A 22,850-nucleotide genomic window follows, 5' to 3' on the forward strand; every position below is an offset into this window, starting at 1 on the left:
ATTAGGCCTACTTTTCTTTATACAGGTAAAGAAAAGTAGGTCGCCCTTTAGGGCGAAACCTAAATTTTAGATAAGAAATAATTTAGCTCAAAATTTTATAATTGACTTTGTCAATAAACTGAGGGAGCAATTAAGCTCCCTCATTTTTTAAGAAAATATTAAGAAAGTAAGCAGTTTTTCTCACCACGTGAAAGACTAATTAAACCAGAACGAACAATCTCAATCACACTAGTTTCTTCTTTAATTGCTTTAATAAAAGCATTGAGTTTTTCACTATCACCACTTAATTGCACAGTATAGGTTTTCGGTGTGACATCCACAATTTGGCCACGATAAATATCGGCCATTCGTTTAATTTCTTCACGTGTTTGCCCTTGTGCTCTTACTTTTATTAATAATATTTCCCGCTCAACATGCTCTACATCACTTAAATTAATCACACGATATACATCAATTAATTTATGTAATTGTTTTTCAATTTGTTCTAACACTTGTTCATCGCCATAAGCTTCAATTGTCATCCGAGAAAGTGTTGGATCATCTGTTGGTGCAACTGTTAAACTTTCAATATTAAATGCCCGTTGTGAAAACAATCCGATAACCCGTGATAATGCTCCAGATTCATTTTCTAATAGTACTGATAAAATTCTACGCATTATGATCTCTCCGTTCTGCTTAAATACATTTCATTCATTGCACCACCACGCACTTGCATTGGGTAAACGTGTTCTGTTTCATCAACTTTTATATCTACAAAAACAACACGATCTTTGATCGCAAATGCTTCTGCCAATTTTTGTTCCAATTCATCTGGGGTATCAATACGAATACCAATATGGCCATAAGCTTCCGCCAATTTCACAAAGTCTGGTAAAGAATCCATATAAGATTGAGAATGGCGGCCTGCATAAATAATATCTTGCCACTGTTTCACCATACCCAAGAAACGGTTATTCAAACTCACAATAATAACTGGAATACCATATTGTTTTGCAGTGGAAAGCTCTTGAATATTCATCTGAATACTACCGTCACCAGTAATACAAACCACTGTTGCCTCAGGATGCGCTAATTTCACTCCCAATGCTGCTGGTAAACCAAAGCCCATCGTACCCAAACCACCAGAATTAATCCAATGACGAGGTTTAGCAAATGGATAATGTAATGCAGCAAACATTTGGTGTTGTCCTACATCAGACGCAATATAAGCATCACCATGTGTTAAACGATAAACTGCTTCAATAACTTGTTGTGGTTTAATAACTTTATCGTTTGTTTCGTAATTTAAGCATTTCTTCTCTTGCCATTGATGAATTTGTTGCCACCAATCTGTTAATTGCTGTTGTGCTTTAGCAATATCGTCATCTGTTAATAAAGCAAGAAACTCTTCTAAGACTATTTCTGCATCACCAACGATTGGAATATTGGCAATTACATTTTTAGAAATCGAAGTTGGGTCAATATCCACTTGAATAATCTGTGCATTTGGACAATATTTTGCCAAATTATTAGTAGTACGATCATCAAATCTCACACCAATACCAATAATCAAATCACTATGGTGCATTGCATTATTAGCTTCATAAGTACCATGCATTCCTAGCATACCTAAAAATTGTGGATCTTGTCCTGGAAATCCCCCTAGCCCCATTAAAGATGAAGTAACCGGTAGATTTAAATTATGAGCAAATTGTGTCACTTTATCTGCACAATTTGCTGTAATCACACCACCACCAATAAATAACACTGGACGTTTAGCAATTTGAATGGCTTTTAATGCTCTTTTAATTTGTCCTTTATGTCCTTGTAAAGTTGGATTATAAGAACGTAAATGTACTTCCTCTGGATAACTATAATTGTATTTAATACTCGGATTTAACACATCTTTCGGTAAATCAATTACCACCGGACCCGGACGACCGGTAGAAGCAATATAAAATGCTTTTTTCATAATCATTGGGATATCTTCTGCTTTTTTAACCAAAAAGCTATGTTTTACTACTGGACGTGAGATCCCCACCATATCACACTCTTGGAATGCATCACTACCAATTAAATTTCCCATTACTTGACCAGACAACACTACTAACGGAACAGAATCCATATAAGCAGTAGCAATACCGGTAATAGTATTGGTTGCTCCCGGGCCAGAAGTAATTAACACACAACCTACTTTACCAGTTGAACGTGCATAGCCATCTGCCATATGTACTGCACCTTGTTCATGACGAACTAAAATATGCTCAATACCGCCAAGCGTATGAATAGCATCATAGATATCTAGCACCGACCCACCCGGATAACCAAATAAATATTCCACTCCTTGATCTCGTAATGACTGCACCACCATCTCTGCGCCAGATAATTTTTTCATATCTTTTTTCTCCAAGTTATTCTTATTAATGATGTTAGTTACTAGTTTTACTGCAACTTAAGTAACTTGTCTATAGCCAATTTTTATGTGATCACTATCAAATTCAGAATTAAACTTTGTAAAACAAATTATTTTAAGAATAAAATAAAATAATATGATAAAAAGATAAAAAAAATGCGGTCACAAACCGCATTTTATAAAATTTAATTTTTATTTTAAATTTACGCTAAAACTTGTTGGCGTGATCTAAAAATGAAGAATAATACCGCTAATACCACTGCAGTAGTGACAAAACCTAAAATTGCAGAGCTGGTGAAACCTAAGCAAATGAAACCAACAAACGAAGCAATCGCAACCACTGCTGCATAAGGCAATTGAGTATTTACGTGATCAATATGGTTACAAGCTGCACCAGTTGAAGAAAGAATCGTAGTATCTGATACTGGAGAACAGTGGTCACCACAAACAGCACCAGCCATTACCGCAGATAAACAAGGCAACATCAATGAAGGATCAGCATTCGCTGCCATTGCTGCTGCAATTGGTAACATAATGCCGAATGTCCCCCAGCTTGTGCCAGTTGAGAATGCCATTACAATCGCTAATAAGAACAATAGTGCTGGTAATAATTGTGTCATCATATTACCGCTAACTAAGCTTGCTAAATATTTACCGGTATTCACATCCCCTACAATTGTATTAATTGTCCAAGCAAAGAATAGAATAGTAATAGCACCAGACATTGATTTAAAACCAAGTAAAATCGCCTTAATGTAATCCGTTACACTGATACGATTAAAGACAAATAATGAAGCAACGGCAAAGGCAGCAAGACTACCTACCACTAATGAAATACCTACTGTGGTATTCTCAAAAGCGCCTAATACAGAAAAGCCTTGTCCATTTGCTGCTAATGCTTCATATCCGGTGTACATCATCATTGATACTGTACCAATAATTAATACCACAATTGGAATGATTAAGCCGCCGACACTACCTTTATTATCTTCGTCATCACTGCTTTCATCTTGATGTTCTGCTTGCATCGCTTGACGCTCATGACGTGCCATTGAACCAATATCAAAAGAAAAATAAGCAACAAAGAAAACACTAAATAAAGCAAACAATGCATAATAGTTCATCGCACTCATCGCAACGAATGCTCCCATTGGCGAATAACCTGCAATCGCATGTGTAGTTAATAAGCCGGCTACCAATGTCATAATATAAGCACCCCAGCTAGAAATAGGCATTAATACACACATTGGCGCTGCTGTAGAATCCAAAATATAAGCCAATTTCGCACGAGAAACTTTGAATTTATCTGTTACCGGACGCGCAATCGCCCCTACAGCCAAACTGTGGAAATAGTCATCAATAAAGGTAAAAAATACTAAACAAGCAGTTAATAATTTAGCACCACGTCTGCCTTTAATATGTTTTTGCGCCCATGAAGCAAATGCTTGATTGCTTCCTGAAACAGTTAATAAAGATGTTAATGCGCCAAGCATTAATAAGAAAATAATAATATTGACATTATTATGATTTAATCCTTCTTCACCATATACTAAAGAAAGGACACTATTTTTGATATAGATTGCAGCATTTAACGGGCTACCTGCCGTCAACATCAATGCGCCTACAATAATCCCAACACTTAAAGACAATAGCACCCGACGGGTAATCATTGCTAATGTTAAAGCCAATAATGGCGGTACAACCGACCATATCGAAGAAGAATAATCAATAAGTTCCATACGCTAACCTAATTAAGATAAGAAGAGTCTAGCGAGTTATTTAGCGAAGATAGGTTCACAAAAAAGGAAGGATAATAGGATTAACCAGCCTAACTCGTAGCGCTCCATAGTTAAACAAAATAATTACTATGACAGTATCGTCCCTTTCGGTAACGATCCCAACCAATCAAGATGACGCTTGATTGATTTCGGCGGTTATTCCTTTCCCTTCTTATCAACGCAGTCAGCTCAAAGAAGATACTTATAATAATCGCACCTCTACTTCAGGTGGCTAAAAGATACAACAAGTGATAAAAAAAGCAAGTATTTTAAATTAATATTGAATTATATTGTTAATATTGACTAAATACTTATATTTTCTCAATTTATTGATGCAGCGAATTATTAAACTATTCATCAACCTATTCATTAGAATGAAATATAAATTTCATTTTAATCATCAGACCACTTAACCTCTATAATTGGCTATAATCTGTAGTAGTTGAAAGTTGCTTTTTGCATAACGACAACATTTTCTAGTAAAGATGACTTTTAGGTGTTTTCACAATCTTATTTTCATTTACCTAATGACTAAGAAAACATTTCATCTTTTTTATTAAAATCATTATCTATATTTAAATTTATCTGTAATTTGTTAAATATTTATATTTACTTTTAGATTATTTTCGCTAGAATTCTTTAGTATTTTTTCATCATAATATGTTTAACTACATTTCGGGGAGATTATTAATGGAAGAATTATTAAAAACACTAAATAATATTCGTTCTTTGCGTCTTTTAGCACGTGAAATACCTTTAGAACAATTAGAAACTATTTTTAAAAAATTTGAATTAGTTGTTCAGGAACGCAAAGAAGAAGAAGCGCAACAACAAAAAGTTCTTGCTGCACACCAAGAGAAAATTGAAAAATATAAAGAATTACTTAAATCAGAAGGAATTTCTCCTGAAGAATTACTTGAAGTAATGAATTTACACCGTTTCAATCCTTCTCAACATAAGAAACGTGCGCCACGTCCAGCGAAATATCAATACATTGATTTAGATGGTTCACAAAAAACTTGGACTGGTCAAGGTAGAACACCAAAAGCAATTCAAATTCAACTTGATAAAGGTGCAAACCTAGAAAGTTTTGAAATTAAATAAATTTACCCTATCATCGAACCTATTCAGTCATCACTGAATAGGTTTTTTCTTTTCTATTTTTTTAATTCCACACTAGATTGAATTAACCTATTTCATTATCTCGTAATTTCTATGTATGAATTGAATAAACAGATCAAAAATATTTATTCATTATTAATCATCACCTTATGTTTATCACCCCAAGATTTAAGTTCATCAATAATAGTCGCTAATGTTCTACCATAATCACTCATTTGATACTCTACTCTTGGTGGCACTTCAGGATACACCGTACGTATAATAATTTGATCATCTTCTAACGCACGTAATTGATGCGTGAGTGTACGTTGCGACACTTCAGGGAATAAACGTTTAATTTCATTGAAACGCATCACAGGATTATTCAACAATTGATACAAGATCGTGCCTTTATATTTTTGGCCAATCACCGACAACGCCAGCTCAACTGAACAACCACTGTTACAATCAAATTGAATATGAGCTTTTCTGGTCATAATATTCTCTCATCATAGTATCTTTTAAGTTACTTACTGCAAAATAAGTGCGTTCTTGTGCAACCTCTGAATAGCGGAATAATATAAATATACTCTTTTTAACAAATTATTGAGGTATTTTTTATGAAAGCTATTGGTTTTAATACGCCACTTCCAATCAACAATGTAAATTCATTATTAGAGATTGAATTACCGATTCCCGAAATTGGTGAATACGATATTTTAGTCAAAATTCAAGCCGTATCAGTAAATCCTGCTGATGTAAAAATTAGAGCAAGTCATCAACCTCAAGCAGGCAATTATCGCGTCTTAGGCTATGACGCAGCTGGCATTGTCACTCAATTAGGCAGCAAAGTTAGCCAATTCGCAATAGGAGATAAGGTTTATTATGCAGGAGCTATCAATCGCATGGGGTCAAATGCTGAGTATCAGGCTGTCGATAGCCGTATTGCAGCTAAAATGCCATCTAATTTAAGTTTTGCTGAAGCTGCCGCATTACCACTAACTATGCTGACCGCATGGGAAACACTATTCGATCGTTTAAATATCAATAAAGATACTGCTCAAACTTTGTTACTGATTGGCGGCGCTGGCGGTGTTGGTTCTGCTACTATTCAATTAGCTAAAGCACTGACTGATTTAACTATAATTGCCACTGCATCACGTCCTGAAAGCGTCGATTGGTGCCGTAAATTAGGTGCAGATTACGTTATCAACCATCATCAATTAACGCAACAATTTGCCGAATATAAACTCCCAGCACCGGAATTTGTCTTTTCTACCAATCATACCGACAGTTATTTACCGCAAATAGCAAATTTAATTGCACCACAAGGTAAACTAGCCTTAATTGATGATCCAACTGTTTTCGACATTAATCCGCTAAAAGGAAAAAGCGTCAGTGTACATTGGGAATTTATGTTTACTCGTTCTCTCTATTCCACTACCGATATGCAAAAACAGGGTGAAATTCTAACAAATGTTAGCAAACTCATTGAACAAAAACGTTTAGTCACAACTTTGACACATACCCTATATGGTTTAAATGCAGACAATTTAAAACAAGCCCATACCTTAGTTGAGCAAGGCAATATGGTTGGTAAAGTTGTTTTAGCGTTATAACTACTCTTTTTTATTACATCTCAAATAAATACCTAATGATTTGAGATGTAAAATCTTTTCAATTTAGTAATTTGTTTCTCCTGCTGTAACTCCTGCAATATTTTGTGGTTTAGTACCACCGAGTCACACTAAGCGTTTATTGAGTGTTTCAGAAACATAACACATTGATTAATATAGATATTACTAATTTGCATATTGATAAATTTTTACATTGCAGACTTTTTAAGCTATCAGTAATCAAACTGATAAGAATTGCCTAAAGAAATCTTTTTCAAATTAATAAGTTAGTTTTTGTCAATTGTACATCGTATATTTCTAAAAATTTTTCTGCTTGAGTTTTTACTAAAACACATTATATTGGTGCGAAAATTTTTAAGAGATACTATATATTGTGTTAGGGGCTTTTTAATGAATACATCACTTCGAGTAACTAAGCGCGATGGTCGTTTAGAGCCAATCGACTTAGACAAAATCCATCGTGTGATTACTTGGGCCGCAGAAGGTCTAGATAATGTTTCAGTTTCACAAGTAGAGTTACGTTCTCATATTCAATTCTACGAAGGAATAAAAACATCAGATATTCACGAAACAATCATTAAATCTGCTGCTGATTTAATCAGCAAAGATACCCCTGATTATCAATATCTTGCAGCACGTCTAGCAATATTCCATTTACGTAAAAAAGCTTTTGGTCACTTTGAACCACCTCGCCTATATGAACAAGTAAAAAGATTAGTGCGTATGGGGAAATATGATCCTGCTCTACTTACTGATTATACACGTGAAGAGTGGGATGAAATGGATACCTATCTTGATCACTGGCGTGATATGACCTTTTCTTATGCGGCAGTAAAACAGCTAGAAGGTAAATATTTAGTCCAAAATCGTGTCACTGGCGAAATCTATGAATCAGCTCAGTTTTTATATATTTTGGTTGCTGCTTGTTTATTTGCACAATATCCAAAAGAAACACGTTTAGATTATATTCGCCGTTTCTATGATGCGACTTCAACTTTCAAAATTTCTCTACCAACACCAATTATGGCTGGTGTACGTACGCCAACTCGTCAGTTTAGTTCTTGTGTATTAATTGAGTGTGATGACAGCTTAGATTCAATCAATGCAACTTCTGCTGCTATCGTAAAATATGTTTCACAACGTGCAGGAATTGGGGTAAATGCTGGTGCAATTCGTGCGTTAGGAAGTCCAATTCGTAATGGTGAAGCGTTCCATACGGGCTGTATCCCATTCTATAAACATTTCCAAACTGCTGTTAAATCTTGTTCGCAAGGTGGTGTACGTGGCGGCGCGGCAACGGTTTATTACCCAATTTGGCATTTAGAAGTAGAAAGTTTATTAGTCTTAAAAAATAACCGCGGTGTTGAAGATAACCGCGTGCGCCATATGGATTACGGTGTACAAATCAATAAATTAATGTATCAACGTTTGATTAAAGGTGCTGATATTACATTATTTAGTCCATCGGATGTACCAGGGCTTTATGCAGCATTCTTCGCTGATCAAGATAAATTTGAACAGCTCTATCAACAATATGAACAAGATCCAAATGTTCGTAAACGTACTGTGAAAGCGGTTGAACTCTTCTCTTTATTAATGCAAGAGCGCGCTTCAACTGGACGTATTTATATTCAGAACGTGGATCACTGTAATACCCATTCACCGTTTGATCCTGCGGTAGCACCAGTGCGTCAATCTAACCTATGTTTAGAAATCGCATTACCAACTAAACCGTTACAACATATTCATGATGAAAATGGAGAAATTGCGCTTTGTACTTTATCTGCTTTCAATTTAGGGGCTATTGAAAATCTTGATGAACTAGAAGGATTGGCAGATTTAGCAGTACGTGCATTAGATGCCTTACTCGATTACCAAAATTATCCAATTAAAGCAGCTAGAATCGGTTCAATGGGACGTCGTTCTTTAGGTATCGGTGTCATTAATTTTGCTTATTACTTAGCGAAAAATGGTGTACGTTATTCTGATGGTTCAGCAAATGACCTCACTCACCGTACTTTTGAAGCAATTCAATATTATTTGTTAAAGGCGTCTTATCGTTTAGCGAAAGAATTTGGTCCATGCGAATTCTTTGATGAAACAACTTATGCCAAAGGTATTTTACCGATTGATACGTATAAAAAAGATGTGGATCAATTAACGAAAGAACCATTGCATTATGATTGGGAAAGTTTGCGCAAAGAGATTAAAGAATTTGGTTTGCGTAACTCTACTTTAACTGCGTTAATGCCTTCTGAAACTTCATCGCAAATTTCTAATGCGACTAATGGTATCGAGCCACCACGTGGTTATGTCAGTATCAAGGCATCAAAAGATGGTATCTTGCGTCAAGTAGTACCAGATTATGAAAATCTAAGCGATAACTATGAATTGCTTTGGGATATTCCAGGTAATGACGGTTACTTACATTTAGTGGCAATTATGCAAAAATTTGTTGATCAGGCGATTTCTGCTAATACAAATTATGATCCACAACGTTTTGAAGATGGCAAAGTGCCAATGAAGCAATTATTAAAAGATTTATTAACTGCTTACAAATATGGCTTGAAAACACTTTACTACCAAAATACCCGCGATGGTGCAGAAGATAGTCAAGAGGATCTTGATGATGGCTGTGCTGGCGGTGCTTGTAAAATCTAAATGAAATAAAGGGTCAGTGTTTCACTGACCTTTTTAATGAATTTAATTGAATATGTGAGGAAAAACTGATGGCATATACCACTTTTTCACAAAATAAAAATGATCAGCTCAAAGAACCAATGTTCTTTGGACAAAATGTTAATGTGGCACGCTATGATCAACAAAAATATGAAACTTTCGAAAAATTGATTGAAAAACAACTTTCTTTCTTCTGGCGTCCGGAAGAAGTAGATGTGTCACAAGATCGTATTGACTATCAAGCATTACCAGAACACGAAAAACATATTTTTATTAGTAATCTAAAATATCAAACGCTATTAGATTCTATTCAAGGTCGCAGCCCGAATGTGGCATTATTGCCATTAGTTTCAATTCCAGAGCTTGAAACTTGGATTGAAACTTGGACTTTCTCTGAAACTATCCATTCACGCTCTTACACTCATATTATCCGTAATATCGTTAATGATCCGTCTATTGTGTTTGACGACATTGTTACCAATCAAGAAATTATCAAACGTGCTAGAGATATTTCCGCTTATTACGACGATCTCATTCGTGATTCACAACTCTACTCGCTTTATGGTGAAGGTATTTATACTGTAGAAGGCAAAGAGTGCAAAGTCACTTTACGTAATTTAAAACGTCAGCTTTATCTTTGCTTAATGAGTGTGAATGCGTTAGAAGCAATTCGTTTCTATGTTTCTTTTGCTTGTTCCTTTGCCTTTGCAGAACGTAAGTTGATGGAAGGTAATGCGAAAATTATTAAATTTATCGCACGCGATGAAGCGTTACACTTAACCGGTACACAACATATTTTAAATATTATGGCGGCAGGACAAGATGATCCTGAAATGGCAGAAATTGTCGAAGAGTGCCAACAAGAAGCGTATGATCTCTTTGTTGCGGCAGCGGAACAAGAAAAAGATTGGGCTGATTATTTATTCAAAGATGGCTCAATGATTGGTTTAAATAAAGATATTCTTTGCCAATATGTGGAATATATTACTAATATCCGCATGCAAGCAGTAGGCTTACCGCTACCGTTTGCTACTCGTTCTAACCCGATTCCTTGGATTAATGCGTGGTTAGTCTCAGATAATGTACAAGTTGCGCCACAAGAAGTAGAAGTAAGTTCATATCTGGTTGGTCAAATTGACTCTAAAGTTGATGTTGATGATTTTGAAGATTTTAAACTGTAATATCAATTTTGATTTCAATAGATAACTTAAATAAGGCGTGAAATCTCACGCCTTATTTATTTGTTGAGCCTATTTGTAATCTATTCTTCATTATTATTCCCTATCTTACATTGATACTCTAGTTTCATTATGTTATCATAAATACGCCTAATTATTAGGCAATTATTTTTACTTAATATTTCTTTTAAAAGGAACGTAATATGAAAAAATTACTTTTATCCCTATCTTTAGCCGGTATCGCAATGAGCGCTTCTGCTGCAGATTTAGCACCATCTTGCCAAAAATATTTTGAAGAATATGAAGGTATGTTAAAAGCAATGCCACAAGCACAAGTTGATGCTTATAAACAACAATATGAAGCTGCTAAACAGCAATTTGCTGCTTTACCAACCGCTGCTCAAGATCAGAGTTGCACTCAAGCACTTGAACAATTGAAACAATCTAAAGCTGCAATGGGCATTAAATAATTAAGTATCCTTGCTTAATTTAATTTACCCCTCGCACAGTGTTGTTCCCAGTGGGGGGGGGTATTATCCGATATACTCCCATTCTTTCTCTTTTATTTATCCTCTCTTTTGCCAATTTCATCAAGCAAAGCAAACAAAATAAATATCCAGCAGACATAAAAAATCAGCCAACATTAAATGCTGGCTGATTTTAGATAATGAATAACTACTAAAAATTAGTTTTGTGTTGCTTGAATTGCAGTTAATGCAATGGTATAAACGATATCATCAACTAATGCACCACGTGATAAATCGTTAACTGGTTTACGCATACCTTGTAGCATTGGTCCAATTGATATTAAATCTGCTGAACGTTGTACTGCTTTATAAGTGGTATTACCTGTATTTAAATCTGGGAAGATAAATACGGTCGCTTTACCTGCAACTGGTGAGTTTGGCGCTTTAGAACGAGCAACATCTTCCATTACTGCAGCGTCATATTGTAACGGACCATCGATCACGAGATCTGGACGTTTTTCTTTCGCTAAACGAGTTGCTTCTTTCACTTTATCAACATCAGCACCTTTACCTGAAGTACCAGTTGAGTAAGAGATCATTGCCACACGTGGTTCAATACCAAATGCTTTCGCAGAATCTGCTGATTGAATTGCAATTTCAGATAACTCTTCTGCAGTTGGGTTAGGGTTAATCGCACAGTCACCATATACCAATACTTGATCAGGTAATAACATAAAGAAGATAGATGAAACTAATGAACTACCTGGCGCAGTTTTGATTAATTGTAGTGGTGGACGAATAGTGTTGGCAGTTGTATGTACTGCACCTGAAACAAGTCCATCAACTTCATTGGCTTCAAGCATCATCGTACCAAGTACCACTGTATCTTCGAGTTGTTCACGAGCTAATACTTCGGTCATACCCTTGTTTTTACGTAATTCAACTAAACGAGCAACATAGTTTTCACGTACATCTGCTGGGTTGATAATAGTAATGCCTTTACCTAATTGAATACCTTGTGCTTCTGCTACACGTGCTACAGAAGTTGGATCAGCTAATAACACACATTCGGCAATACCACGTTCTGCACATAATGCAGCTGCTTTCACTGTACGAGGTTCATCCCCTTCAGGTAACACGATACGTTTTTTCGCATTACGAGCTAATTCGGTTAATTGGAAACGGAACGCTGGTGGTGATAAACGGTGTACTCTTGAAGTGGTTTCAATTAAAGAGTCGATTAACTCTTTATTAAATTGTTGCGCCATATAATCTTTGATCGCTTCAATACGTTCTTTATCATCGATTGGCACTTCAAGATTGAAGCTTTGTAAGCTCAATGCTGTTTGCCATGTTGTACCTTCAACACGGAAAATTGGTAATCCTGTTTCAAATGCACGTTCGCAAAGTTTTGCTACGTGATTTTCTAAACGATAACCACCAGTCAATAACATTGCCCCAATTTCAATACCGTTCATTGCTGCTAAGGCAATTGCTACGATCACATCTGGGCGGTCTGCAGAAGTTACTACTAAGTTACCTGGTTTAAGATGTTCAATTACATGCGGTAAGCTTCTTGCGCAGAAAGTGATACCACGAATACGGCGAGTATTGATTTCACCTTCTCTTAAAATTGACGCACCTAAATGACGTGCAATATCAATCGCACGACTTGCGATTAATTCTGGATTCCAATCAATACAAGCTAATAAACGGATTGGGCTTTGTTCAAATAATTTATGAACAGCTTGTACATTAACACGACTATGTTGGAAAGAATCAAAGATTTCTGCAAGATCCGGACGAGTACGACCATTCTCATCTGTTGGTGCATTAAATTTATTAATTACCACACCTAATAAATTCGGATTATATTTACCACCAAATAATGACGCTGCTGCTTCAACACGTTCTTTTAATTCTGCTGGTGTGTCTGTTGCTGGTGCAGAAACTAAAATGATTTCTGCATCTAACGCTTGTGCAATACGGTAGTTAATGCTGTTTGCATAAGAGTTTTTGCGAGTTGGAATTAACCCTTCAACAACAACAATTTCATTATTTCTCGCTAAAATTTGATGACGTTCAACAATCTTTTCCAATAATACATCAGTCTGATTTTGCCCAATCATATTCTCTGCTTCACTCAACATAAATGTTTTAGCAGTATCAATAGTTGGACTTTGATAAAGGATTGAAGTTGTTCTGTCTAATGTATCTTCACCACTAATTGGTTGAGAAATTGGTTTCATAAAACCAATTTTTGCCCCTTGTTGTTCAAGGGCTTGAATTAAACCTAAACTAACACTGGTTAAACCAACACCAGTACTAATCGGAATAAGGATAATTGTTCTTGACATAATAACCTTCTTGCTAAGGAATAAAAAATAAACTGCCGATAATTTTATCGGCAGTCGCGAGAATTATTTTTTGATGCAAAGACGTGCTGTATCTTGTGCAATCACAAGTTCTTCGTTAGTTGGAATAACGATAGCAACTGGTGTGTTATCTTTGGTAATAATACCTTCATTACCGAAACGTGCAGCAAGATTGCGTTCATTGTCTAATTGATAACCGAATACTTTCAAGTGCGCTAAGGTTAATTCACGTACATGCGCAGAGTTTTCACCAATACCGCCAGTGAACACGATCGCATCAAGTGGTTCGCCTACCGCTGTCATATAAGCACCGATATATTTCGCTAAACGATAGCAGAATACATCTAAAGCACGTTTAGCTGGCACTTCTTTATCATAGTTATCTTCTGCATAACGGCAGTCACTAGTTACTTCAGTTAAACCTAGTAAACCTGATTTTTTGGTTAAGGTATGTTCAATTTCATCCATGCTCATACCTAAGGTTTTTGACATAAAGAATGTTACCGCTGGGTCAACATCACCACAACGTGTACCCATTACTAATCCTTCTAATGGTGTTAAACCCATTGAAGTATCAACACATTTACCATGACGAATCGCAGAAACTGACGCACCGTTACCTAAGTGGCAAGTAATCGCATTGATCTTATCTTCAGCAATATTTAAGCGTTTTGCCGCTTCTTTACTAACATAATAATGGCTAGTGCCATGTGCTCCATAACGGCGCACACCATGTTCTTTATACATTGAGTAAGGTAATGCATAAAGGAATGCTTCTTCAGGAATGGTTTGATGGAATGCAGTATCAAAAACAACCACATTTTTGTCTTTTAATTCAGGGAACATTTTGAAAGATTCTTCGATCCCGATTAAGTGAGCTGGGTTGTGTAATGGCGCAAATTGAATTGCATCACGAATTCCTTCAATAACGCTTTCATCAACAATAGTTGATGCTGTGAAACGTTCTCCACCATGAACGATACGGTGTCCGATCGCTGCAATGCTCTCTTTAAGTGATGGATCTAATGGGAAAATATGTTTTACGATAAAGCTAAGTGCTTCGCTGTGTGCTGCACCATTACCTAATTCAGCATTACCTTTTTCACCATGTAATTTCCATTTAATACGAGCATCTGGAAGATGAAGTGCTTCCGCTAAACCAGATAACTTCTCTTCTCCAGTTTCAGGATTTAAAATAGCGAATTTTAAAGAAGAACTTCCACAGTTAAGAATAAGAATAAGATTTTGCGTCATTGAAATAACCTATTTCTTGTTGAATGAATCGTAACCTGTTTTAATAAACAAGGCGCCAGTTTTAATTGGCGGATAGGATACACTGTTATGACCAAAAAATAAATTTCCAGACTTAGCAAAAATCAAAAATTTTTTAATTTTTATAGAAAAAGTGTAATTTAACCCATCCTATTTTAGGCAAAAGAACGAAATAAAATGATATTTAGCACGATTAATCAAGGTGTCGCTTATGCGACTGCATGGCAAAAACTGAACAAACTAAAAAAGCTTAATATGATCTTTCCTGAACCGCGAATTATCAAAGCAACACGTTTTTCACAGCAATTATTGATGCCATTGCTGCTTTTTACATTAGGGTGGCAATATTTTGTTTTAGGGTATTCTATTACCAGTTTTGCTAGTACTCTACTGACTATCTTATTTATATGCTCACTTCCTTTACAGGGATTTTATTGGTTAGGTAAACGTGCTAAGAAGCCCTTAAGCGGAGCAACACTTGCTTGGTATGATAAAATTTATCAGCAAGTAAGATTAAAAGAGGCTTTACCTCCGATTCCTGATACCGTTACTTTTAGTGATTTGATTTCATTATTACAACGTGCAGAAAAACATTTAGATCCTGAATTTTGGGAAGAAATTTAGCTAAAAAAATACCAATCGCTTTGACGATTGGTAGTCACAATTACCATTTATCAGCGGCTTGTTCATCGCTATGACGACTTTCCAACCAGCGATCGCCTTCAGCAGTAGTTTCTTTTTTCCAGAACGGCGCTTTTACTTTTAGAAAATCCATAATAAATTCATTCGCTTGATATGCACTACCGCGATGTGCAGAACTGACGGCAACAGCAACAATTTCATCACCTGTATAAAGCTGTCCAACACGATGCACAATATAAATACGTTGTAATTGCCAGCGTTGTGCTGCTTGTTCGGCAATTTCTTGTAATGCTTTTACTGTCATTGCTGGATAATGTTCCAAATACAATCCTGAAACAGCATCACCCAAATTCATATCCCGCACTTTACCGATAAAAACCACCGTTGCTCCCGTTTCAGGTAATGCTGAAGTCCAACGATAAATTTGTTGTTGATCAAAAGGTTCGTTCTGAACACTGATTTTTATCTCCGCTGTCACCTTAACCCCCTGTTACTGGTGGAAAGAATGCAACTTCATCGCCTGCTTTCAATGCGGTATTTAAAGGAACTAAATCTTGATTCACCGCAGCCAAAATTCTGCCTGAATTTAAGGCTAAAGCCCAACGCTCACCACGCTGACTTAAATCTTGACGTAACGCTTCGACATCAGCATATTGTGCAGGTACGGATAATTCTGCCTCTCCGATCAATTCTCTCGTTTGAGCAAAAAACACCACTTTAATCATTATTCCTATTCCTCCACCTTAAAATGGCCCGATTTGCCACCTAATTTTTCTAATAAACGGATTCCTTCAATACGCATATCTTTTTGCACTGCCTTACACATATCATAAATTGTCAGTGCTGCAACAGATACCGCAGTTAATGCCTCCATTTCTACGCCTGTTTTTGCCGTTAATTTGCAATAGCTTTCAATACGAATACGATTTGCTTCGGGTTCTGCTGTTAAAGAAACCTCTACTTTACTTAATAAGAGCGGATGACATAACGGAATCAACTCCCATGTTCTTTTTGCGGCTTGAATACCAGCAATACGCGCTGTTGCAAACACATCCCCTTTATGATGTTTTCCCTCTAAAATCATCGCCAATGTAGTTGCAGACATAACAACATAGCCTTCGGCTCTTGCTTCACGAACAGTATCCGCTTTCGCAGACACATCAACCATATTCGCTTCACCCGAATGATTAATATGTGTGAATTGATTCATAATATTTCCGTATTGAATAATTTTGATTAACCGCCAATAGAGGCTAAATGATTACGAACACCACTATCGCCTTGATGTAGGAAATGATGTTCTCTTTTTCCTTGTAATGCAGTGATTAAAGTTTGCTGTAATTGCGCTTGTTGGTCATCAGTTTGCAACCATTCGCGAATATCAATGCCTTCTTCACCAAACAAACACAAATGCAATTTTCCTAATGCAGAGATACGCAAGCGGTTACAGCTGGCACAAAAATCTTTTTCATAAGGCATAATTAACCCAATTTCACCCACATAATCTGGATGTTTAAACACTTGTGCCGGCCCATCAGTGTAATGTTTCTGTTGTAACTGCCAACCTGAATTTAATAATTTCTCTTTTAAAATCGATCCAGAAAGATGGTGCTGTTGGAAGAAATGATCCATCTCTCCCGTTTGCATCAATTCGATAAAACGCATTTGAATTGGCTGATCTTTAATCCATGCTAAAAATTGATTAAAACCTTGTTCATTAAGGTTTTTCATCAAGACTGCATTGACCTTGACTTTGTCATAGCCTACGGCAAAAGCACGTTCAATTCCCTGTAAAATCTGTTGTAATTTATTTTCACCTGTAATCAATTGAAACAGACGCGGATCTAAACTGTCCACACTAACGTTGATTGAATCAACACCTGCTGCTCGCCAATCAGCAACATCTTTCGCCATACGATAGCCATTCGTTGTTAGTGCAATTTTTTTGATATTTTGTTGCTGACGAATTGCTTCCACAATCGGGAGAAAATCTTTGCGTAAGGTTGGTTCGCCACCAGTAATACGCACTTTTTCAGTACCTAATTCAGCAAAAGCACGCACTAAACGTTCAATTTCTACCACACTCAAAAACATCTGTTTATCGCTAGGTGGCTGATAACCATTTGGCAAACAATAATTACATTTGAAATTACAAACATCAGTAATAGAAAGACGAAGATAAAAATATTGTCGATTAAATGTATCGACAAGACGATCTTCGTGAGGAATGAGAATCTGGCTATATTGTTGCATAAACACCTTTCTAAATACGAGGGGATAGACCGTTTCCAATCTATCCGTGAAACACTTAATGTGTTTGGCATAGCCACCTTATCTATCGACTTAGGTAAACTAGCTCGGAGTATGCGAAAAAACTTGAACTGATTTTAAAAGGTCGGATAAATACTTGCAATAACCTATTGATGTTATCCTGCAAGGATTTATCCAATATCAAATTATTTTTTACGTTCCACCCATTTACCATCAAGATAATCGACAATCCACTTAGTCGCCTTACCGTCTTTTTCTGAATTCACATATTGACGTTTTTCTTTACGACTAAAACGAATTACTGCCGGATTACCCTCTGGATCTTGTTGTGGCGCATCTGCCAAATATTGTAATTTTTCTGGCAAACGTTCACGATATTGTGCCAATTCTGCTACTTTGGCAGCACGTGTTTCACGTGATTTAGGGAAATTATGTGCTGACATAAACACACCACTTGCACCATCACGCAATACAAAGTAAGCATCTGAATTTTCACATTTTAATTCTGGGAATGGAATTGGATCTTCTTTCGGTGGCGCCACTTCCCCATTTTTTAAGATCTTGCGTGTATTATCACATTGGGTACACGCCATATACTTACCAAAGCGTCCCAATTTAAGATGCATATCAGCACCACATTTATCGCACTCAACCACCGGGCCATCATAACCTTTAATTTTAAATTGCCCTTCTTCAACAAGATAACCGTCACAATTCGGATTATTACCACAAACATGTAATTTACGATGTGCGTCAATTAAATAGCTATCCATTGCAGTACCGCATTTTGGACAGCGTTTCCGTTCCATTAAGGCTTTAGTTTCAGAATTGTCATCTAGTACGTTTAATAATTCAGCCTCTGGAATCAAATTAATTGTTGTTTTACAACGCTCTTTCGGCGGTAACGCATAGCCAGTACAACCTAAAAATACCCCTGTGCTTGCAGTACGAATTGCCATTGGACGACCACAAGTTGGACAAGGAATATTAGTTTCCACAAGGTGATTTAATTTCATACCACCAGCCAACTCGTCTAATTCCGCTTGCGATAATTGTGTAGAAAAATCTTTAAAGAATTGATTTAATTGCTGTTTCCAATCAGCTTTACCTGCAGCAATTTGGTCTAATACATCTTCCATATTGGCGGTAAAATCATAATTCATTAAATCAGCAAAAGATTCATTTAAGCGGTCAGTAACAATTTCACCCATTTTTTCAGCATAAAAACGGCGATTTTCCGTACGAACATAACCACGATCTTGAATTGTTGAAATAATCGAAGCATAAGTTGATGGACGACCAATACCTCGTTTTTCCAACTCTTTTACTAATGCCGCTTCAGTATAACGTGCCGGCGGTTTGGTAAAGTGCTGGCTTGGCAACACTTCAATTAAAGTTAATTCTTCACCCTGTTTTACTTCTGGCAACACACGATCTTCAGCGCTTTTACTCATTGGTGGCAACACTTTAGTCCAACCATCAAAACGCAACACACGTCCTTTCACTTTTAAAGTGTAATCTGCTGCATTTGCTGTTAAAGTTGTAGAATCATAATTCGCTGCAGTCATTTGACAAGCTAGAAATTGACGCCAAATTAAGTCATATAAACGAATCGCATCTTTTTCCATTCCCTGCAAATCATCCGCTTTTAATTGAATATCAGATGGTCGAATCGCTTCGTGCGCCTCTTGAGCATTCTCTTTGCTTGAATAGAAATTTGGTTTTTCTGGTAAATACTGAGCACTAAAATTTTTCGCAATGTAATCACGTGCCATAGTCAAAGCATCTTGGCTCAAATTAGTCGAGTCCGTACGCATATAAGTGATATAACCAGCTTCATACAAACGTTGTGCTAATAACATTGTTTTCTTCACACCAAAGCCTAAACGCGTACTCGCAGTTTGTTGTAAAGTAGAGGTAATAAATGGCGCTTTGGCACGTGATTGTGTTGGTTTTGTTTCAACTTCTGTGACAACGTAGCGAGCATTTTTTAATTGCTTAACAGCTTGTTCTGCTGCTTGTTGGTTAGCAATTTGCAATGCCTTACCTTGATAATGAGTTACTTCAAATGGCAATACTTGCTTCGCTACATTTTGTGTATCGACAGCAATTTCCCAATACTCTTCCGGTTGAAAAGCTTTAATTTCACGTTCACGCTCAACCAATAATTTTACTGCAACTGACTGTACTCGCCCTGCTGACAATCCTCTAGCGACTTTTTTCCATAACAATGGTGAAACCATAAAGCCAACAACACGATCTAGAAAACGACGTGTTTGCTGTGCATTCACTCGATCCATATTTAATTGTTCTGGCTTATTAAATGCTTGAGTAATGGCATTTTTGGTAATTTCATTAAAAACAACGCGACTAAAACGGTCATCTTCGCCCCCAATAACTTCACGCAAATGCCACGCAATTGCTTCCCCTTCTCTATCCAAGTCGGTGGCGAGATAAATATGATCTGATTTTTTGGCTAATGACTTAAGTTCAGCAACGACTTTTTCTTTATCGGGTAAAATTTGATAATTTGCTTGCCAATTATGATAAGGATCAACCCCCATACGCTTCACTAAGGCATCGTGTTCTTTTTGTTGTTTAATTTGTGCCTTTTCTTCTGCGCTAAGTCCTTTGGTTGAGATTGCTTTTGCCTTTTCGCCGCTTGCGCTACCAGATGTTGGCAAATCACGAATATGTCCAACACTGGATTTCACTACATAATTACTACCTAAATATTTATTGATTGTCTTGGCTTTTGCTGGTGATTCAACAATAACTAATGACTTACCCATAACTAAACCTGATTAACTCTTTCTTCTATATAAAAACGTCAGCACTTTTAGCCTCATCTCGTTTCTACTGCACAAGATGTTCTATCAAATTATTTCTATGATTAATGTCGAGATGAAGTTCAAAGGAAAAATTTAGTTGGCAACAATAACAGCAAACATTCAAGATAACAAGATAAAGAACAGCAAAATCACGAAAGTTAACCATTAATTCAGCAAAAAATAACAGATTTCTGTTAGGATAAGCTGTTACTACTTACAATCAGAAAGGGATATATAATGAAAAATGTCATTATTATTACAGGAGCAGGTCGCAGAATTGGTTTAGCATTAGCACAATCATTGGCGATGCGCGGTGAAAATTTACTGATCTCTTATCGTTATCCTTATCCTCAACTTGAACAATTACCAGCAAATGTCAGCAAAATTCAGGCAGATTTCTCCACATTATCCGGTATCGAGCATTTTATACAACAAGTGAAAAAACAATGTTCTTCAATCCGCGCAATTATTCATAATGCCTCAGCTTGGCAAGCAGAAACCCCAGAAGCCGATTTATTACAAGATCAACAACTATTCCAATCTTTAATGAGAATTCATGCAGAATTACCTTATTTACTTAATCGTCAATTTGCGGATTTATTAATCCAATACACTCACCAACAACAACGTCCCGCCGATATTATTCATTTAACCGATTTTGTCGCTCTAAAAGGCAGTCAAAAACATTTAGCTTATGCTGCTAGTAAAGCGGCATTAGAAAACTTAACTCTCTCCTTTGCTGCAAAATATGCACCTTTGATTAAGGTAAATAGTATTGCTCCTGCTTTAATTGCCTTCAATGACAATGATCCGCCCGAATACCAACAACAATCAAAACAAAAATCGGTAATGCAGAAAGTAGGTGGTTATGCAGAGATTATTAAAGCTGTTGATTATCTGTTATCCAGTGAATATGTTACAGGCGAAACTTTACAAGTTACCGGGGGTCGTCATTTAAAATAAACACTAAATAGTATCTAAATAATATTAATTCTTATTTTTTTAATTTAAATATAAAGCAATTGAGATTTATTCTTTTTTAATTTCTAAATAAAAATTATTCCTATTGTTTTATATTAAAATAATTAAAAAATTGTTTTATTTTTGCTAAATAAATCGTTAAAATCTCGCTGAATTATTTATTAAGAGGAATAAATTATGTTAACACCAGCTATGCTTGATAAATTAAATCAGCAAATCAATTTAGAATTCTATTCATCTAATCTTTATCTACAAATGGGAGCATGGTGTAATGAGCATGGCTACGAAGGTGCCAGCGCATTTTTACTTCGTCATGCTGAAGAAGAGTTACAACATATGCAAAAATTATTTTCATATGTTAGTGAAACTGGTGCATTACCAATTCTAGGCGAAATCGAAGCACCAAAACATGATTTCCAATCTTTAAAAGAATTATTTGAATTAGTGTTAGAACACGAAAAATTCATCACTGAAAAAATTAATCAATTAGTTGAAGTTAGTTTCACTGAAAAAGATTATTCAACCTTTAACTTCTTACAATGGTATGTTTCTGAACAACACGAAGAAGAAACTTTATTCAAACGTATTTTGGCGAAATTTACCCTTGTTGGCGAAGATCAACGTGGTCTTTATTTCGTGGATAAAGAACTTGCAGCGCTTTAATAGAATAAGAGGAGAAAAATAATGTTATCGCAAAAAATTGTGGATATGCTTAATGCACAAATGAATTTAGAACTTTATTCTTCAAATCTTTATTTACAAATGAGTGCATGGTGTACTTATCAAGGTTTTGAAGGTGCTGCTAAATTCTTACGTGAACACGCAGATGAAGAATTACAACATATGCGTAAATTATTCACCTATTTAAACGAAACCGGTTCTACTACTCGTTTAGAAAAAATTGCAGCTGTACCACATGAATTTAGCGGTTTAAAAGAAGTGTTTGAATTAGCATATAAACACGAAAAACACATTACCGCTAAAATTAATGAATTAGTTTCAGCAACATTTGAAGAAAAAGATTACTCTTCATTCAATTTCTTACAATGGTATGTTGCTGAACAACATCAAGAAGAAACCTTATTCAATAGCTTCTTAGATAAATTGAATTTATTGGGTACTGATCGTAGAGGTCTTTACCATTTCGATAAAGATGTTTCTTCTACTCCTGCAGAATAAACCTTAAACAATAAAGCTAACAACAAAAAATCTGCACTTACAACAAGTGCAGATTCAGACTGTTGAC

General features: G+C 36.0%; 20 protein-coding genes and 2 riboswitches. Of the genes, 9 read left to right on the top strand and 11 right to left on the bottom strand.

The features are described 5' to 3' along the window. Positions 1 to 158: 158 nt before the first annotated feature. The 3 genes from ilvN to QS62_RS09335 all read right to left on the bottom strand — a co-directional run bounded on the left by ilvN (position 159) and on the right by QS62_RS09335 (position 4,131). Entirely contained in the window at positions 159 to 656 is a 498-nt protein-coding gene (gene ilvN, locus QS62_RS09325) for an acetolactate synthase small subunit (RefSeq protein WP_066109237.1), read from the bottom strand. Beyond that, positions 656 to 2,374, bottom strand: a complete 1,719-nt coding sequence (locus QS62_RS09330) for an acetolactate synthase 3 large subunit (RefSeq protein WP_066109240.1) — start codon at positions 2,372 to 2,374, stop codon at positions 656 to 658. Before QS62_RS09330 ends, ilvN begins: the two co-directional genes overlap by 1 nt. Before the next feature lie 221 nt (positions 2,375 to 2,595). Next, positions 2,596 to 4,131, bottom strand: a complete 1,536-nt coding sequence (locus QS62_RS09335; RefSeq protein ID WP_066109243.1) for a Na+/H+ antiporter NhaC family protein — start codon at positions 4,129 to 4,131, stop codon at positions 2,596 to 2,598. A gap of 89 nt (positions 4,132 to 4,220) precedes the next feature. Further along, positions 4,221 to 4,400, bottom strand: a riboswitch (Lysine riboswitch). A gap of 460 nt (positions 4,401 to 4,860) precedes the next feature. Here QS62_RS09335 and QS62_RS09340 point away from each other — a divergent pair. Then, positions 4,861 to 5,274 (top strand): H-NS family histone-like protein, encoded by a 414-nt coding sequence (locus tag QS62_RS09340; RefSeq protein WP_066109246.1) that lies wholly within the window; start codon positions 4,861 to 4,863, stop codon positions 5,272 to 5,274. Positions 5,275 to 5,417: 143 nt separating this feature from the next. Here QS62_RS09340 and QS62_RS09345 read toward each other — a convergent pair whose 3' ends face one another. After that, a complete protein-coding gene (locus tag QS62_RS09345; protein ID WP_066109249.1) occupies positions 5,418 to 5,768 on the bottom strand; it encodes a winged helix-turn-helix transcriptional regulator in 351 nt (116 codons plus the stop codon). 123 nt (positions 5,769 to 5,891) lie between these two features. Between QS62_RS09345 and QS62_RS09350 the strand changes: the two genes are divergently transcribed. The 4 genes from QS62_RS09350 (at position 5,892) to QS62_RS09365 (ending at position 11,235) form a co-directional block, all read left to right on the top strand. After that, positions 5,892 to 6,890, top strand: a complete 999-nt coding sequence (locus QS62_RS09350; protein ID WP_066109252.1) for a zinc-binding alcohol dehydrogenase family protein — start codon at positions 5,892 to 5,894, stop codon at positions 6,888 to 6,890. 408 nt (positions 6,891 to 7,298) lie between these two features. Then, entirely contained in the window at positions 7,299 to 9,569 is a 2,271-nt protein-coding gene (gene nrdA, locus QS62_RS09355) for a class 1a ribonucleoside-diphosphate reductase subunit alpha (RefSeq protein ID WP_066109254.1), read from the top strand. 68 nt (positions 9,570 to 9,637) lie between these two features. Next, positions 9,638 to 10,768, top strand: coding sequence for a class Ia ribonucleoside-diphosphate reductase subunit beta (gene nrdB, locus QS62_RS09360; RefSeq protein ID WP_066109257.1), 1,131 nt, complete (start codon positions 9,638 to 9,640; stop codon positions 10,766 to 10,768). Between the two features lie 200 nt (positions 10,769 to 10,968). Beyond that, positions 10,969 to 11,235, top strand: coding sequence for a DUF5339 family protein (locus tag QS62_RS09365; RefSeq protein ID WP_066109260.1), 267 nt, complete (start codon positions 10,969 to 10,971; stop codon positions 11,233 to 11,235). 215 nt (positions 11,236 to 11,450) lie between these two features. Here QS62_RS09365 and pta read toward each other — a convergent pair whose 3' ends face one another. Then, on the bottom strand, positions 11,451 to 13,589 hold the full coding sequence (pta, locus tag QS62_RS09370) for a phosphate acetyltransferase (RefSeq protein WP_066109263.1): 2,139 nt from the start codon (positions 13,587 to 13,589) through the stop codon (positions 11,451 to 11,453). Between the two features lie 63 nt (positions 13,590 to 13,652). Next, complete coding sequence (locus QS62_RS09375) at positions 13,653 to 14,861, bottom strand: acetate kinase (protein WP_066109266.1); 1,209 nt, start codon at positions 14,859 to 14,861, stop codon at positions 13,653 to 13,655. 195 nt (positions 14,862 to 15,056) lie between these two features. Between QS62_RS09375 and yfbV the strand changes: the two genes are divergently transcribed. Beyond that, the gene (yfbV, locus tag QS62_RS09380; RefSeq protein ID WP_231923702.1) at positions 15,057 to 15,503 is read left to right on the top strand and encodes a terminus macrodomain insulation protein YfbV; all 447 of its coding nucleotides are present in this window, start codon (positions 15,057 to 15,059) and stop codon (positions 15,501 to 15,503) included. 40 nt (positions 15,504 to 15,543) lie between these two features. Here the strand turns inward: yfbV and moaE are convergent, their stop codons facing one another. The 5 genes from moaE to topA form a co-directional block, all read right to left on the bottom strand. Continuing rightward, positions 15,544 to 15,999, bottom strand: a complete 456-nt coding sequence (moaE, locus tag QS62_RS09385) for a molybdopterin synthase catalytic subunit MoaE (protein ID WP_066109268.1) — start codon at positions 15,997 to 15,999, stop codon at positions 15,544 to 15,546. A 1-nt stretch (position 16,000) separates the two neighbouring features. Next, the gene (moaD, locus tag QS62_RS09390) at positions 16,001 to 16,246 is read right to left on the bottom strand and encodes a molybdopterin synthase sulfur carrier subunit (protein WP_066109276.1); all 246 of its coding nucleotides are present in this window, start codon (positions 16,244 to 16,246) and stop codon (positions 16,001 to 16,003) included. A gap of 5 nt (positions 16,247 to 16,251) precedes the next feature. Then, a complete protein-coding gene (moaC, locus tag QS62_RS09395; protein ID WP_066109278.1) occupies positions 16,252 to 16,731 on the bottom strand; it encodes a cyclic pyranopterin monophosphate synthase MoaC in 480 nt (159 codons plus the stop codon). 26 nt (positions 16,732 to 16,757) lie between these two features. Beyond that, positions 16,758 to 17,774 carry a GTP 3',8-cyclase MoaA gene (moaA, locus tag QS62_RS09400; RefSeq protein WP_066109281.1) on the bottom strand — a complete coding sequence of 339 codons (1,017 nt, stop codon included), beginning with the start codon at positions 17,772 to 17,774 and terminating at the stop codon, positions 16,758 to 16,760. Continuing rightward, a riboswitch (molybdenum cofactor riboswitch) is annotated at positions 17,762 to 17,896 on the bottom strand. It overlaps the preceding gene by 13 nt. Before the next feature lie 81 nt (positions 17,897 to 17,977). After that, complete coding sequence (topA, locus tag QS62_RS09405) at positions 17,978 to 20,584, bottom strand: type I DNA topoisomerase (protein ID WP_066109284.1); 2,607 nt, start codon at positions 20,582 to 20,584, stop codon at positions 17,978 to 17,980. Positions 20,585 to 20,860: 276 nt separating this feature from the next. On the opposite strand from topA, the gene folM reads away from it, so the two are divergent. From folM to ftnA (QS62_RS09420), 3 genes are all read left to right on the top strand, one after another. After that, positions 20,861 to 21,586 (top strand): dihydromonapterin reductase, encoded by a 726-nt coding sequence (folM, locus tag QS62_RS09410; RefSeq protein ID WP_066109287.1) that lies wholly within the window; start codon positions 20,861 to 20,863, stop codon positions 21,584 to 21,586. Positions 21,587 to 21,781: 195 nt separating this feature from the next. Beyond that, a complete protein-coding gene (gene ftnA / locus QS62_RS09415) occupies positions 21,782 to 22,267 on the top strand; it encodes a non-heme ferritin (protein ID WP_066109290.1) in 486 nt (161 codons plus the stop codon). Between the two features lie 21 nt (positions 22,268 to 22,288). Further along, on the top strand, positions 22,289 to 22,783 hold the full coding sequence (gene ftnA, locus QS62_RS09420) for a non-heme ferritin (protein ID WP_066109292.1): 495 nt from the start codon (positions 22,289 to 22,291) through the stop codon (positions 22,781 to 22,783). Positions 22,784 to 22,850 lie beyond the last annotated feature (67 nt).

This window comes from Gallibacterium salpingitidis (assembly GCF_001678495.1).
Classification (GTDB): domain Bacteria; phylum Pseudomonadota; class Gammaproteobacteria; order Enterobacterales; family Pasteurellaceae; genus Gallibacterium; species Gallibacterium salpingitidis.